The sequence below is a fragment of the Aeromonas sp. QDB11 genome, from assembly GCF_027705265.1.
Lineage (GTDB): Bacteria > Pseudomonadota > Gammaproteobacteria > Enterobacterales > Aeromonadaceae > Aeromonas > Aeromonas allosaccharophila.
On record NZ_JAPDBM010000041.1, the window covers coordinates 1 to 13,841 of the forward strand.

At 54.1% G+C, this 13,841-nt stretch carries 14 protein-coding genes; 1 reads left to right on the forward strand and 13 read right to left on the reverse strand.

Going from position 1 to position 13,841, the window contains the following annotated elements; all coding sequences use genetic code 11:
* Positions 1-180 precede the first annotated feature (180 nt).
* The 13 genes from flgL to OKC40_RS14345 all read right to left on the reverse strand — a co-directional run bounded on the left by flgL (position 181) and on the right by OKC40_RS14345 (position 12,978).
* Positions 181-1,389, reverse strand: a complete 1,209-nt coding sequence (flgL, locus tag OKC40_RS14285) for a flagellar hook-associated protein FlgL (RefSeq protein WP_270795659.1) — start codon at positions 1,387-1,389, stop codon at positions 181-183.
* A 4-nt stretch (positions 1,390-1,393) separates the two neighbouring features.
* Positions 1,394-3,394: a FlgK family flagellar hook-associated protein gene (locus tag OKC40_RS14290; protein ID WP_270795660.1), complete on the reverse strand. Its 2,001-nt coding sequence runs from the start codon at positions 3,392-3,394 to the stop codon at positions 1,394-1,396.
* Between the two features lie 3 nt (positions 3,395-3,397).
* Positions 3,398-4,471: a flagellar assembly peptidoglycan hydrolase FlgJ gene (gene flgJ, locus OKC40_RS14295; RefSeq protein WP_182939315.1), complete on the reverse strand. Its 1,074-nt coding sequence runs from the start codon at positions 4,469-4,471 to the stop codon at positions 3,398-3,400.
* A 43-nt stretch (positions 4,472-4,514) separates the two neighbouring features.
* Positions 4,515-5,612 carry a flagellar basal body P-ring protein FlgI gene (locus OKC40_RS14300; protein WP_111806608.1) on the reverse strand — a complete coding sequence of 366 codons (1,098 nt, stop codon included), beginning with the start codon at positions 5,610-5,612 and terminating at the stop codon, positions 4,515-4,517.
* Positions 5,613-5,620: 8 nt separating this feature from the next.
* A complete protein-coding gene (gene flgH, locus OKC40_RS14305) occupies positions 5,621-6,292 on the reverse strand; it encodes a flagellar basal body L-ring protein FlgH (protein WP_042057417.1) in 672 nt (223 codons plus the stop codon).
* 14 nt (positions 6,293-6,306) lie between these two features.
* Positions 6,307-7,095, reverse strand: a complete 789-nt coding sequence (gene flgG / locus OKC40_RS14310; RefSeq protein WP_042657135.1) for a flagellar basal-body rod protein FlgG — start codon at positions 7,093-7,095, stop codon at positions 6,307-6,309.
* 14 nt (positions 7,096-7,109) lie between these two features.
* A complete protein-coding gene (gene flgF, locus OKC40_RS14315; RefSeq protein WP_042012589.1) occupies positions 7,110-7,856 on the reverse strand; it encodes a flagellar basal-body rod protein FlgF in 747 nt (248 codons plus the stop codon).
* A 144-nt stretch (positions 7,857-8,000) separates the two neighbouring features.
* On the reverse strand, positions 8,001-9,356 hold the full coding sequence (gene flgE / locus OKC40_RS14320) for a flagellar hook protein FlgE (RefSeq protein WP_182939314.1): 1,356 nt from the start codon (positions 9,354-9,356) through the stop codon (positions 8,001-8,003).
* 10 nt (positions 9,357-9,366) lie between these two features.
* Positions 9,367-10,107 carry a flagellar hook assembly protein FlgD gene (locus OKC40_RS14325; RefSeq protein ID WP_058053724.1) on the reverse strand — a complete coding sequence of 247 codons (741 nt, stop codon included), beginning with the start codon at positions 10,105-10,107 and terminating at the stop codon, positions 9,367-9,369.
* A 15-nt stretch (positions 10,108-10,122) separates the two neighbouring features.
* Positions 10,123-10,542 (reverse strand): flagellar basal body rod protein FlgC, encoded by a 420-nt coding sequence (flgC, locus tag OKC40_RS14330; protein ID WP_005350658.1) that lies wholly within the window; start codon positions 10,540-10,542, stop codon positions 10,123-10,125.
* Entirely contained in the window at positions 10,542-10,940 is a 399-nt protein-coding gene (flgB, locus tag OKC40_RS14335; protein ID WP_005334169.1) for a flagellar basal body rod protein FlgB, read from the reverse strand. The genes flgC and flgB overlap by 1 nt, the downstream gene beginning before the upstream one ends.
* A 284-nt stretch (positions 10,941-11,224) precedes the next feature.
* Complete coding sequence (locus tag OKC40_RS14340; RefSeq protein ID WP_042657132.1) at positions 11,225-12,049, reverse strand: CheR family methyltransferase; 825 nt, start codon at positions 12,047-12,049, stop codon at positions 11,225-11,227.
* A gap of 17 nt (positions 12,050-12,066) precedes the next feature.
* The gene (locus OKC40_RS14345; RefSeq protein WP_058053723.1) at positions 12,067-12,978 is read right to left on the reverse strand and encodes a chemotaxis protein CheV; all 912 of its coding nucleotides are present in this window, start codon (positions 12,976-12,978) and stop codon (positions 12,067-12,069) included.
* A 144-nt stretch (positions 12,979-13,122) separates the two neighbouring features.
* Between OKC40_RS14345 and flgA the strand changes: the two genes are divergently transcribed.
* The gene (flgA, locus tag OKC40_RS14350; protein WP_139709299.1) at positions 13,123-13,806 is read left to right on the forward strand and encodes a flagellar basal body P-ring formation chaperone FlgA; all 684 of its coding nucleotides are present in this window, start codon (positions 13,123-13,125) and stop codon (positions 13,804-13,806) included.
* The last annotated feature ends 35 nt before the right edge of the window (positions 13,807-13,841 follow it).

Sequence of the window (13,841 nt, forward strand, 5' to 3'; positions counted from 1 at the left end):
AGAGCCGGCTGGAATGACGACTATCGGGCTCAGTTATTCTTTGGTTAAAATATCAACAAAGTGTGCTCCCGCCCTGCCATTAAATGGGGGATGGCAACAGCTTGTTACAATTGGCAGGAAATAACGCGAAACCGGTTTGCAGAGCAGCGATAACAGAAAAGGCCCCAAAGGGCCCCTTCATTAGCGGATATAGTCAAATAGCGTCAGACGACTTATCTTGCTGAAAGAGAGTTGCGAAGCACTCAATGCCGCATCCTCTTTGGAGAGCGTCGAAATAACCTCATAGAGATCCGCTTCCGACACCTTGGCTCTCGCCTCTGAGTTGAGGGTGCTGAGCCCTTCATTGGAGCCCATAACCTGCTCCAGACTGTTCATCCGGCCACCCAGCTCACCCAATCCATGATCGATATTCAGGCGGGCATTTTTCATATGGACGGTGGCATCGGCTATTTTCTGCTCGAACGTCTCGGCAGAGATAGTGGGATCGCGCAGAGCCGTAATAAAATCCGACATACCGTTCAATATATTGTCATTTTTCGGTGGATTGAGGTCAAACTGCTGAGCCGCGCCACCGGCTGGCAGATCAAGGGTCAACTCCAGACCATTGAAAGGGATCTTGGTACCGGCAGTATAGTTACCCGTTTGCAGGGTATTGCCACCGCTATCCTTGATATCATAGGTATCCGGTGGACCGATTGTCGTTGATACGGTATAGGTGTTGCTGGGCAGTGCCGAGTTGTAATTGGATTTGAAAAAATTATCAAAATTACCCTGATCGCCGATCCCGACCTTGATATTCGCGGTGGTGGCACTGGCGGTTCTTCGGGTCGCCACAATTTCAAACAGATCCTGTCCCGAATCATTGGCAGCAATTTGCACTGTGGGTGATACCTGAATATTTCGCTGGCCAGGATCGCCCTGATAAATATATTTTCCGTTGGCGTCTTTGATATAAGGCTGGGTCTTGCTCTGATTGCCGCCAAAGATGAATTCACCCGAGGAATTCTTGCTATTCATCAGGTCGAACATCTGCTGCTGCAACCCTTCCAATTCGCTGGCAATAGCCTTGCGATCATCGTCACTGACCGCGCCATTATTGGATTTCTGAATCAGGGTCTGGGCACTGAGCATCGCCGTATTGAGAGAATCCAATACCGTCTCTTCATGTCCCAGGCTGTTTTCCAGCAAGCTGCCATTGACCCCATACTGCTTGAACAGGTCGATCTCCTTGGTCAACGCCATCTTCTGGCTCATCCCCGCAGGATCTTCGCCGGCAGTCTGAAATTTATTACCGGTTTGCAGCTGCTGATACGCCTTGTCTAACCGCTCATTGGCACTGTTGAGGGAATAGATATTCCGGTCATAGATCATGTTGGTGGTGATGCGCATGACGTTACCTCACGGACGAGAGCAGAGTATCAAAAATGGTTTTGGCCGTGCTGACCACCTGAGCAGAAGCAGCATAGGATTGCTGAAAGCGGATCAGATTGGCTGCCTCCTCCTCCAGATTGACCCCTGACACGCTTTCAAAGATACCGGTACTCTGGATAAGCTTGGACTCATTGGCCTTGAGCAAGGTTTTTGCCTGACTGGTATTGTTACCGACTTCCATCACCAACCCGGAATAGGCCTGATTAAAGGTCATCTTGTCGTTGGTAGTCCCACCATTGGTGCTCTTGCGCACCAGATCCTTGTTTTGCAATTCGGCCAATGCCAGACCATTGCTGTTATCGGCAAAGCCATTGCTGTTGTAACTGAGCTTGAAGCTATCGTTAGCATTCACCGTTCCGGTGATACTGAACTCGTAGCCAGGGATCTTTTGGGGATTAGAGTAGACAGGCCCAATGGCAGGTGGAGGGTGTTGCAAGGCGGCCATCAAATTTTGGCCCTTGCTGGCTGCTGGTGCTACTCCCATCAACGTACCCACTTGGTCATAGACCTCGTAGTCGCCGCTGTTGTTTATTTTGACCACCTGAGGTGCCGCGGGATCAAGCGTATTGGTGCCAAAGCCAGATCCCGCCCCTGTATTGAACACCCCCCCCAGCTTGATATCAGCACTGCCGATGTTATTGGTCGTCTTCTCGGCTTTCAGCGGAGAAGCCAGAGCAAGATCTTCCGGCCGGGTGATCAGCTGGCCAAGGCCCGCCGCAGCACTCTTGGTAGGTTGCAACAACAATTTGTCACCCGCAGCCGGAGTACCGGTGAGGTCGATTGAAATACCGTGACCGGTGAGTTCAAACGTTACAGGAGGGGTGGTGCCAGTCGCTACAGAGGTGCGATTGCCCGACTTGTCCAGCGAGAACACCTCATAACCGGTTGCGCTGCTAAAGCGCACTTCGTAATCAAATGGCGTGACTGACGTCCCCTTGCCCGGCACGAAGCTGACATTTGCCCCGACCGTCCCGGTATTACTGCCGTATGGCAATCCCTTGCTGGTCGGCAGGGTGAAGATATCGCCGCCAATCTCGTTATCCAGATCCATCCCTAGGCGGTTCTGCTGGTTCAAGGCATCAGTCATCGCCACGGCCAACTGCCCCAGCTCGCGCTTGGTGGGCTCGAGGTCGGTACGAGCCTTGAACAGCCCGCCCATGGCCCCACCAAATGTATCGTGATCGATGGTTGCCTGATTATCCCCCAGAGTCAGTTGCAGCTCCTGATCCCGGGAGTCAGGATCCCCGGCAATCAGCTTGAACTGGGCGACGCCCCCATCGAGGATCAACGAATGGCCAGTGCTCATATTGACCAGCATGCTGCCGTTGGATTGGGCAACGGTGCGAATGTCCATCTTCTCAGACAGTTGGCGGATCGCCTCATCCCGCTGATCAAACAGCATCAGGTTCTCTTCGGGTGAGCCCTGGGTGCGGATAATGGCCTGGTTGAGATCATTGATGCTGGTGAGCAGGCTGTTGACCTGCTTGGTTTCATCTTCGATGCGTGTGTTGAGAGTATCGCTCTGCTTGTCGAGCTGCGCCGAGAGGGTATGGAAGCGGTTGACCATACCGCTCAACTCCGTCATCGCCACCTTGCGACCACCGATCTCGGCGGGCGATTCATTGGCAGAGTGAAATGATTTGAAATAGGAGGTAATGGCCGCCCCCACACTGTTGCTGGTATCCCCCAGCAAGCTGTCAACACCCGCAAGTTGTTCGTAATGGGTCACAGAGGCGTGATAGGCGGAGGTATCCCGGCGCACCTCCCCCTGCATATAGTCGTTGATCACCCGCTGGGTCTTGATATCACCGGTACCAAGCCCGATGGAATTGGTAAACACCAGCGTACGCTCACGCACATAGCCCTGGCTATTGACGTTCACTATGTTGTTACTGGTGGTCTGCAGCAGGCGTTGCTGCGCCAGCACGCCCGATGAACCAATCCCAAGCAGGTCGCTTGCCATATGTTACAGCTCCATCTCGTTGTATTGGGCAATGGCATCACTGCGCAATACCTGTTTCAGTTTTCTGGCGTAGTGCGGGTCGGTGGCATAACCCGCCTGTTGCAGCGCCTCGAAGTAGCGGTCCGGGCTATCCACCTTCGCCAGGGCCCCCTTGTAGCGAGAGCCGGAGGTGAGGAAGTCCACGTAGTCATTGAAGCTCTCTTCAAACGACTCATAGGAGCGAAATGCCGCTTTCTGACGGGAGGCAACGCCTTGCTCATACTCCAGCGTGCTGACCACCGCCTTGGGCCCTTCCCAGCGCGGATCTGCCTTGATGCCAAACAGGTTATGGGTCACCTGCCCCTCGCCATCCTTGATCACCCGCTTGCCCCAACCGCTCTCCAGTGCCGCCTGAGCGACCAGTACCGCCGGGCTTAGCCCCAGCTTGTCGGCCGCTTTTTTGGCCAGCGGCATCAGGCGATTGACGAACTCTTCCGGCGTATCGAACTCCTTGCCCCCACTCCCGCTGGCACTGCCCTCTTCGCTGACAACCTGCCCCATGGGCGGTATGCTGCGGTGTGGTCGATGGGGCATCGTGAGCCCGTGGCTCTCCTTGGCCCCCTCCGCCATCTCTTTCTCAGCAAAATCTTTGCCAACTTTTGATACAGCGATCAAATCGTCGGCCGCCGCCGTGGGTGGCTGATAGGGTTTGTAGGTCCGTTCGGTACGCTGCGGCATCTTGAGCACCCGCCCATCCTGATGGGTAAAGGTCTCGGGAGAGAGCTGCTTGACCACCATGTCAGCCAGTCCCAGCCCCCCCTTGCTCGACATGTCGGCAACCCGCTGCTCATCCAGCATCCCTTCATAGAACTGGGTATAGCTGCTGTTCATCGGGTTGTCCTGAGTCAACACCCCGTTGGCCTGACGCATGCTCTGAAACAGCATCTGGGTAAAGATTGACTCGAACTGGCGCGATGCACTCTTGAGCGCTTCGGCCTGCCCTTCTTTGCTTTGGCTCATCTGGCGCAGACGGTCCAGGTTCTTGATGTCCTGTACCATCCCAAGATTCATGCCGCTGTTGGTGTCAAACTCCGCCATTTTGCTTACCTCATTGCCACCCGTGGCAACCACTTGCCGCTTGTTACAATATGACCAGTTGCCCCTCGATGGCGCCTGCCTGCTGCAGCGCCTCGAGGATGGCCATCAAATCACCGGGGGCGACCCCGACCTGATTGACCGCGCGGACCAGATCGTCCAGGGTCGCACCGGTATCAAACTTGAACATCCGCCCCGGTTCTTGCTGGACATTGATGGTCGAGTTGTTGGTCACCACCGTCTCTCCCCCCGATAGCGGGTTGGGCTGGGAGACCTGCTTATTCTCGGCGATGGTCACCGTCAGCCCGCCGTGGCTGATGGCCGCCGGTTTGAGCTTGACCTGACTGCCGATAACGATGGTGCCGGTACGGGAGTTGACGATAATTTTGGCCGCCTCATTGGCCGGATCCACCTCCAGATTCTCGATGGTGGCGAGATAGGAGACGCGCTGACCCGGATCCCGCGGGGCATAGACCTTGACCGATGTAGCATCGAGCGCCTGAGCGGTATTGGGCCCCACCAGATCGTTGACCACATCGGCCAGCCGGCGCGCAGTGGTAAAGTCGGGCCGGTTAAGGTTGAAAGTGATGGTGTCCCCCTGACTGAAGGAGTTGGGCACCTCCCGCTCCACGGTGGCACCGTTGGCAATCCGCCCGACGGTCGGGGTATTGACCACCACCTTGGAGCCATCAGCCCCCTCGGCCCCCAGACCACCGACCACCAGACTGCCCTGCGCGACTGCATAAACCCGACCATCCAACCCTTTCAGGAAGCTTTGCAGCAGGGTACCGCCGCGCAGGCTCTTGGCCTCGCCGATGGCAGAAACCGTGACATCAATGGTCTGGCCCGGTTTGGAGAAGGGTGGCAAGTCGGCATGGATCGCCACCGGCGCCACATCCTTTATCTTGGGCTTGATGTTATCCGGCACCTTGATGCCAAAGTTGTTGAGCATGGTGCGGAAAGTCTGCTCGGTGAAGGCGTTGTTCTTCTCGCCAGTACCGGGCAGCCCCACCACCAGGCCGTAACCAATCAGCTGGTTGTTGCGCACCCCTTCAACCGAGCTGATGTCCTTGATCCGGGCAGCGTTAGCCATGCCCAGAGGGAGCAAACAGCAAAGCAGAGTGACAAGACGGAGTGACTTCATAACATCTCCTAGAGCGGCCACCAGGGGCCATTGAAAAAGCTGGTCAGCCACCCTTGCTCCTGGCTATTGGCCAGATCGCCGGTACCACCGTAGTAAATGCGGGCATTGGCCACCTTCTGGGACGAGACGCTGTTGTCAGACGTCACATCCTCCGGGCGAATAAGGCCGGTGATCCGGATATATTCATTGCCATTGTTGAGCATGATCCACTTCTCGCCGCGCACCACCAGATTGCCGTTGGGCAGCACCTTGGCCACGCTGACCGAAATATTGCCCTGCAGGCTGTTGCTCTGATCCGCCTTAGCCTGGCCCTTGAACGCGCTGTCTTGAGCAATGGAAGCCGAGAGATCATAGGGGCTGGCGGTCACGGGCACGCCACCCAACTTGACCGGGTCCAGATTGAACTTGTTATCCTTGCCACTCTGGGTATTGGCTTTTTTCGAGGCCGAGGTCGATTCCGCCAACTCGATGGTGATGATGTCACCCACCTTGTGCGCCTTGATATCCGAATAGATGCCATTGACCTGATCCGGTTGGAAAATCGCCCCTGTCGGCCGCACCGAGACCGGCTCCGACTCCCCATAAACGGGGGAAAACTCGGGATCATCAGGCTTGGGTGTATTGGGAGTACTGCTACACCCTCCCAGCACCAGCAATCCCAGCATCCATACGGCTTTCATCATGCGCCTCCTAATTAGGTACGCTGGATCAGGAAGGACATCATGCCGTCCACAGCGGAGAGCACCTTGGAATTCATCTCGTAGACCCGTTGAGCCTGAATGAGGTTCACCAACTCTTCGGTCACGTTAACGTTGGAGGTCTCCAGCATCCCCTGCTTGACCACCCCCAGACCATCGGCACCGGCGTTGCCCTGAATGGCGGCACCGCTGGACTGGGTCTCGACGAACATGTTCTCTCCCATCGGCTGCAAGCCGCTGGCGTTGACAAAGTCTGACAAGGTGATCTGCCCGACCACCTGAGATGCGCCATCGCCCTTGAGCTGCACCGAGACCTGGCCATCTTCGCCCACCGTGACGCTCTGGGCGTTTTCCGGGATCTGGATTTCCGGTTGCAGGGTGTAACCGTTGCCCGGCGTCACTATGGTCCCTTCATCGTTGAGGGTGAACTGACCGTTACGGGTATAGGCTGCACTGCCATCCGGCAGCTGAATTTCAAAGTAACCACGGCCACTGATCATCAAATCCAGCGAGTTGTCGGTGGTTTGCACGTTGCCCTGGCTGTGGTTTTTCTGGGTCGCGACCACCTTGGCACCCGCACCCAGCATCAAGCCGGAGGGGAGCTCGGTATCGGCAGAGGAGCGGCCACCGGGCTGGTTGATGTTTTGATAAAGCAGATCTTCAAAGATGGCCCGTGACTTTTTGAAGCCCACGGTGCTGGCGTTCGCCAAGTTGTTCGAGGTGACCGAAATATTGGTCTGCTGTGCATCCAACCCGGTCTTGCTGATCCAGAGTGCGGGATTCATAGGTAACTCCTTGATTAGCTGATTCGCAGCAGTTGGGTTTGAGCTTCATCATTTTCTTCGGCCGTCTTCATTATTTTGACCTGGGTTTCGAACTGACGTTGCAGCCGGATCAGGTTGGTCATCTCATCCACCACATTGACGTTGCTCCCCTCAAGGGAGCCGGCAATCAGGCCGACATTGGCCGAGGCGGCTTCATTCTGGCCATCCTTGCGGCGAAACAGACCATCTTGCCCCTTCTCCACCGCATCGGCGGCCGGGTTGACCAGCTTGATCCGCTGGAAATCTTCCGGCAAGTTGGCGGCAGCCCCTTCCGGTCGACCACTGATGGTGCCATCCCGATTGATCTCGAGTTTCTCCATCGGCATCGGCAGCACGATAGGCTGACCCCCGTCGTCCACCACATTCAGGCCGGTCGAGGTTTGCAAGTTGCCAGTCGCATTGACCTGCAAATTCCCCATGCGGGTATAGGCTTCACCGCCCTTGGGATCCTGCACGGCAATCCAGCCCGGACCATCCACCGCCACGTCCAGATCCCGTCCGGTGGTCATCAGCATGCCATGCTGCAGGTTCTGACCCGGACGCTCTGCCATGGCAAACACCCGGCTTGGCAAGCCTTCACCGAACGCCTGCATGCTCCTGGCCTGCTCGAAATCGGACTTGAAGCCGGTGGTATTGGCATTGGCGAGGTTGTTGCCCCGAACAGCCAGGCTGTTCATGGTCTCTTTGGCCCCGGACATGGCGATGTAAAGCAGGTGATCCATGGAATTCTCCGTCAAACAGATGACTCTGACAGGAGAAATGCAATTAGAGTGCCAACAGCAGAAATATGGGGGGGATAAGGAGGATGGGAATACGACAGAAACAGAGAGGGGCAAAGCCCCCTCTCATGATCATGGATTGCGCGATTAACGGATCTGCAGGATGGTCTGCTGCAGCGAACTGTTGACCTCCAGCGAACGGGAGTTGGCCTGGAAGTTACGCTGGGCAGTGATCAGATCAACCAGTTCGGAAGTCAAATCCACGTTGGACTGCTCTAGCGCCGATGACTTGATGGTGCCAAACGTGCCCGAGTTGGGTGTCCCCGGCAAAGCATCGCCAGAGAGCAGAGATTGTCGCCAGGAGGTATCGCCAACCTGAGTCAGCCCTTGCGAGTTGGCAAACTTGGCCATGGCAACCATCGCCACCTTGATGGTGGTAGCGTTACTGTAAGTTGCAGACACAATGCCATCCGGGGTGATCTCCACCTTGGTCAAACGGCCGACAGTAGAACCATCCTGTGTCAATTTGCTGACCTCAAAAGGTGAAGCATATTGAGTCACCGAATCAAGACTGATATCAATCTGCTGAGTCGGGTCGGCACCATTAGTAATAATGCCCGCACCAGTTGCACCGACAGTCCCAAGTGGTTCAGTTTTGAGCGTAGTAGGGATCATTCCCGTCATTTTACCATCAGACCCAAAGGTAATTTGGGCTGCTTTGGGTGCTGGGTTCAGGCCAGCAGCCATCGTCGGGGCGGTTCCATTGTCGATATCAATAGGCTTGTCACCCTGATAAAGATACATGCGCCAAGCAGGTGGGTCTGCTGGTTTGGTCGGATCAACGGTATCCGCATCCCTGACAAAATATTGAGTAATAGTATGAGGTTCTCCCAAAGAATCATAAATAACCACAGAGGTGGATGACGAATACGTTTTTGAATCTTTTGGATCAAATGTTGAAGGATTGAATGATTGCGGTTTGGTTGTTGAAGTTGAAGGTAAGTTGAAACTTGCTTCTATTTTAGTCGTCTTCACCGGTTCACCTGCACGATCCGGAATCTGGATCGGCTTGGTTGCATTGATACTAACTGCTTTCGGGCTACCATCAGTATTAATTTCATAACCTTGCAGATAATGCCCCTGATTGTTGACCATATAGCTGTTTTCATTGAGCTTGAAGGCACCGGCACGGGTGTAGGTGCGATCCAGGTTGGTCAGACCGTCAGAGGTCACAAAGAAGCCATTACCCTGAATCGCCAGGTCCAGTGCGTTATTGGTGAATTGCAGCGCCCCCTGATGGAACTGCTGGGCAACCGCGCCGGTTGCCACACCGTTACCGACCTGGGTCTTGGCATTGACAAAGATGGAGTTGGCGTAGACATCCGCAAACTCGGCACGGGACTCTTTAAAGCCCATGGTGTTAACGTTGGCAATGTTGTTGGCGGTGACGTTCAAGTCTTTTTGTGCCGCGTTGACACCGCTCAAGGCATTGTTAAATGACATATCCAGCTCCTTAGATCGATGCTGTCGACGTGGTTTTTGACGGTGTAACCGTCGGATTTGAATTGCTTCCTGAAATCTGCAGAATATCTTGCAAAAACGCGCTACCAAGGCCTCTCAAATTGAGGCGAGTAGGATTAGCAGCATTACCCAAGGCAACACTGTCCACCTTGGCATAGGCATATGCACCAATACTTTCAGACTTGCCATCGAGAGTGCCGCTGGCTTTGATGACATATTTTCCTGCGGCAACCCGTTTACCAGCCTTGTCTGTACCATCCCAAGCCACTTCAACGTTACCTTTTTGGTCTCCTTCCAGAGGAAACTCTTTGATAACTTGGCCCTTTTCATCTTCGATGGTAACTTTGATATTCGCGTATTTATTGGTAGTGCCAACAGCTACTACACCGGAAAATCCCCCCTCCTTGTCTAAATAACTCATATTGCTGTTCAGCAATACATTTTGACCAACCAAGGAGGATGCTTGCAGAGCCTGGCTGGATATCATCTGGTCATTAAGCTTGCCCATCTGGGTAGACAGACTACTGATCCCCTCCGACGTAGACATGGAGGCCATCTGGGAAAGCATCTGGGCATTGTCGACCGGCTTGAAGGGATCCTGATATGACAGCTGCATGGTCAGCAGTTTCATAAATGAAGCCTGATCCAGCTCTTTCTTCGGCGCCGTTGTGGTGCCTGTCGTCTGGGTCGTGGTACGGCTGATACCGTTCACATTATTGGTTGTATCGACCATGCTGCATCCCTCCTATCAGGACTTGCCAAGCTGGAGCGTCTGCTGCAGCATCTTCTTGGCCGAATCTGCAACTTGGACATTGGTCTGGTAACTGCGCGAGGCGTTGATCATGTCGGCCATCTCTTCAACCATGTTGACGTTCGGCTTGAAGATGAAGCCGTCTTTGTCCGCCATCGGGTGGTTGGGGTTGTACTCTTTAAGCAGTGGCGCCTTGCTCTCGACAATCCCCTTCACCTCAACCCCGACCGAGCCCTGCTTGTCAGACATCGCCTGATCGAGCTGGGCGGCAAAGACTGGCCGCCTGGCGTGGTAAGTATTTTCCACACTGGAGCTGACGCTGTCCGCGTTGGCCATATTGCTGGCAACCGTGTTGAGCCGCACCGACTGTGCGCTCATAGCCGAGCCTGCTATGTCGAAGACCTTGAACAAACTCATCACTGCTCTCCTTTCAGGGCCTTCAGCAGGCCACTGATCTTGCTATTCATAAATTCAAGGGAGGTTTGATACTCGAGGCTATTGCGCAGAAACTCGCTGCGCTCCTGCTGCACATCGACCGTATTGCCGTCACCGGTATCCGGTTGCAGCGGGTTGCGATATTGCACGGTACCCGGAGCGTCCATATTCAAGGCAAAATGCTTTTCGCTGGTCGTTGCCAGACCAAAACCCTGATGCGACTGGGCCTCCTGCAACGCCTGCGCGAAGTTGATATCTCTGGCTTTGAAACCCGGGGTATCCGCGTTGGCAATATTGCTGGACAGCACTTCAGCACGCTTGGCGCGAACGCTTATCGTGTGTTGATGAACACCGAATGCCTTGTCAAATGAAAGAGCCATAGCACACCTCCTGCTTGGTATATTTTGTTTGCAAGAGGTGTGCCATAAGCGAATCACTCAACTCGATGATCTGGGGATGAGTACATTGCAGACCAGAAACCACGGGAGTATCTCGTTCCCGCAGCCAGCTAACGTCTGGCTACCTCAGGTTGTTAACCATCTTGGCAGTGGTTGGAAATGGCTGGCAAATAGAGACATTGAGCTGTAGAGAAAGAAAGAGGGAAGCTAATCGCTTCCCTCTTTACATGAACTGGCAAGAACCCAGAATATCAAGGCTATCAGGCCTATTTGACCTTGTAGACTATCCCCGGATTACAGCGGATCATCTCGAACCGGTCGGTCAATCCGGCCAGTGATTCCGACGCCCCCAACATCAAATATCCACCAGGATTGAGGCTGGCAGCAAACTGGTTGAGGATCTTCGATTTCACTTCCGGCGCAAAATAGATGAGCACGTTACGGCAAAAAATGATGTCAAACTTGCCGAGCAGGCTGTAACTTTCCAGCAAATTGATCGGCCGGAAGGTGGTCAATTTTCTGACTCGCTCCACTACCCGCATCTTGTTGTCGCCGTAAGGCTCAAAAAACATCTTCTTGCGCTCGGGTGACAACCCGCGAGCCAGTGCAAGACTGTCATAAATGCCTTCCTTGCACTGGTTTAGCATAGTCGTCGAAATATCCGTTCCGACAATCTGGACGCCACCGGGCAAGGTGCCCGGCTTTTTCATCTGTTGCTCCAGCGCCGTCATGGCGATGGAGTAGGGCTCCTGACCTGACGACGATGCCGCAGACCAGATCTTGATGGGGCGGCCGCTTTTCCCCAATTCCGGGAAAATCTTGTCGGTAAGCAGTTGAAACGGATAGGTATCACGAAACCAGAGGGTCTCGTTGGTTGTCATGGCATCCACCACGGCCATTTTCAGGTCACGCTCTCGCACACTCATTGCACGGGTAACCAGATCAGACAGACTCTCGATGCCAAACTGAGCCATCAACGGTGAAAGACGGCTCTTCACCAGATACTGTTTGTTATCACCCAGCACGATCCCGCTCTGAACCGCCAGAAAGTTGCTGAACTGTTTGTATAAGTCGTCCGAAAGTGTCTTCATGCAGCTGTTCTTCTTTATTAGAGTGCGTTTTGTACGGCCTTGGCCAATTCATCCGGTTGGAACTTGGCGATGAAATTGTTGGCCCCCACTTTCTGCACCATGGCCTGGTTGAATACCCCACTGAGGGAGGTATGCAGAATAACATGCAAATCCTTGAGATTGGGATTATTCCGGATTTCTGCAGTGAAGGTGTAACCATCCATTTCCGGCATTTCGATATCCGAAATCACCAGCGCAATCTGATCCTTGATGGGGCCATTTTTGGCCATTTCCAGCAGCATATTCAGTGCTTCACGACCATCTTTTGCCAGCACGCACTCGACCCCGATGGCTTCGAGCGCACGCTGCACCTGTTTGCGCGCAACAGATGAGTCATCGGCAACCAGCACAGGACGTCCTAGGGTCGGGTGGTCGACACTAGACTCCACCAGCTCTTTGCTCACTTCGGTAGAGACCGGGGAGATCTCGTTGAGAATACGTTCAACATCGAGGATCTCTACCAACTCGCCGTCCACCTCGGTGACCGCCGTCATATAGTTGATGCGCCCCGCCCCTTTGGGCGGCGGCAGGATCGACTCCCAGTTCATATTGATGATGCGCTCGACCGAATGCACCAGAAAACCCTGAATGGAGCGGTTGTACTCGGAGATAATAATGAAGCACTTGCTCAAATCTTCAATCGGACGCTTGCCAACCGCCATGCTGAGATCGATGACCGAAATCGTCTGGCCACGAATGTGGGCGACCCCGCGAATGCAGGAGTTCAGTTTGGGCATCACGGTCAAGGGGGGGCACTGCAACACTTCACGCACTTTGAATACGTTGATGCCAAATCTTTGACGTCCGTTGAGACGAAACAACAACAACTCCAGCCGGTTTTGTCCCACGAGCTGGGTACGCTGGTTGACCGAGTCCAGAATACTGGCCATAAACACTCCCTAAAAACGCTTGGCATTAATCATGCATGCGTGATGGATTGCGTCAGACTATCGATGTGACAACGAACAGATTCTGAAGCAATCATAGTTAAATATGGTGATATGCGTGAACAACTTATCGACCAACGAGCGAAAATGATTAACCGACTTTTACTCATCAGCCTCTTTTTTGGCAGCATATCTTCCAGCTACGCCTCGGACGTCACTACTTATCTGCAAGAAAGGGCACAAGAGTTCGTTTACAGCCAGCTGGATGTTCCGTTGGATGCCAGAGCCGAGGTTACCCCTGCCACGCTGGATGAACGGCTCCCACTGACCCGCTGCGAAGATCTGCTCACTATCAGCTTACCAGCAAAAATGGAAATTCGCCGCAATACAACAGTTTACCTTAAATGTGAGGAAGACAAACCCTGGGACGTCTATCTCCCGGTGCGGGTCAGCATTCAAAAACCCTATGTCACGGTGGCCAACCCCATTGCCAAGGGGGATCTGCTGAGTGAAAGCCAGCTGGTCCTGGCCTATCAGGATCAAACCCTGATCCGCGGCGACTACCTGACTGACACGGCTCCTCTTATCGGGGTGCGCAGCAAGCGGGAGCTAAAACCGGGGCAGCCCATCCGTTTGAGCCAGGTTTGTGTAGTGTGTAAAGGGGATCAGGTCACTTTGACGGCAGAAAACAGCAACTTCCAGATCAAAACCATGGCCCGAGCCTTGCAAGATGGCAGCTTCGGAGAGATCATCAAACTCGTCAATATTCGCTCCGGCAAAACCGTTGAGGGTAAAGTCAGTGCTGTGGGTGCCGTATCGGTCACGTTTTAAATTCGGATCCTTGACAACTTTTTTCTAAAGTTTTG

Bases quoted from the DNA above. Each gene is read 5' to 3' on its own strand.
- flgF (WP_042012589.1), bottom strand. From the start codon at position 7,856: ATGGATCACCTGCTTTACATCGCCATGTCCGGGGCCAAAGAGACCATG.
- flgB (WP_005334169.1), bottom strand. From the start codon at position 10,940: ATGGCTCTTTCATTTGACAAGGCATTCGGTGTTCATCAACACACGATA.
- OKC40_RS14290 (WP_270795660.1), bottom strand. From the start codon at position 3,394: ATGGCAAGCGACCTGCTTGGGATTGGTTCATCGGGCGTGCTGGCGCAG.
- flgH (WP_042057417.1), bottom strand. From the start codon at position 6,292: ATGAAAGCCGTATGGATGCTGGGATTGCTGGTGCTGGGAGGGTGTAGC.
- flgL (WP_270795659.1), bottom strand. From the start codon at position 1,389: ATGCGCATCACCACCAACATGATCTATGACCGGAATATCTATTCCCTC.
- OKC40_RS14325 (WP_058053724.1), bottom strand. From the start codon at position 10,107: ATGGTCGATACAACCAATAATGTGAACGGTATCAGCCGTACCACGACC.
- flgC (WP_005350658.1), bottom strand. From the start codon at position 10,542: ATGAGTTTGTTCAAGGTCTTCGACATAGCAGGCTCGGCTATGAGCGCA.
- flgE (WP_182939314.1), bottom strand. From the start codon at position 9,356: ATGTCATTTAACAATGCCTTGAGCGGTGTCAACGCGGCACAAAAAGAC.
- OKC40_RS14340 (WP_042657132.1), bottom strand. From the start codon at position 12,049: ATGAAGACACTTTCGGACGACTTATACAAACAGTTCAGCAACTTTCTG.
- flgA (WP_139709299.1), top strand. From the start codon at position 13,123: ATGATTAACCGACTTTTACTCATCAGCCTCTTTTTTGGCAGCATATCT.
- OKC40_RS14345 (WP_058053723.1), bottom strand. From the start codon at position 12,978: ATGGCCAGTATTCTGGACTCGGTCAACCAGCGTACCCAGCTCGTGGGA.
- flgG (WP_042657135.1), bottom strand. From the start codon at position 7,095: ATGAATCCCGCACTCTGGATCAGCAAGACCGGGTTGGATGCACAGCAG.
- OKC40_RS14300 (WP_111806608.1), bottom strand. From the start codon at position 5,612: ATGAAGTCACTCCGTCTTGTCACTCTGCTTTGCTGTTTGCTCCCTCTG.
- flgJ (WP_182939315.1), bottom strand. From the start codon at position 4,471: ATGGCGGAGTTTGACACCAACAGCGGCATGAATCTTGGGATGGTACAG.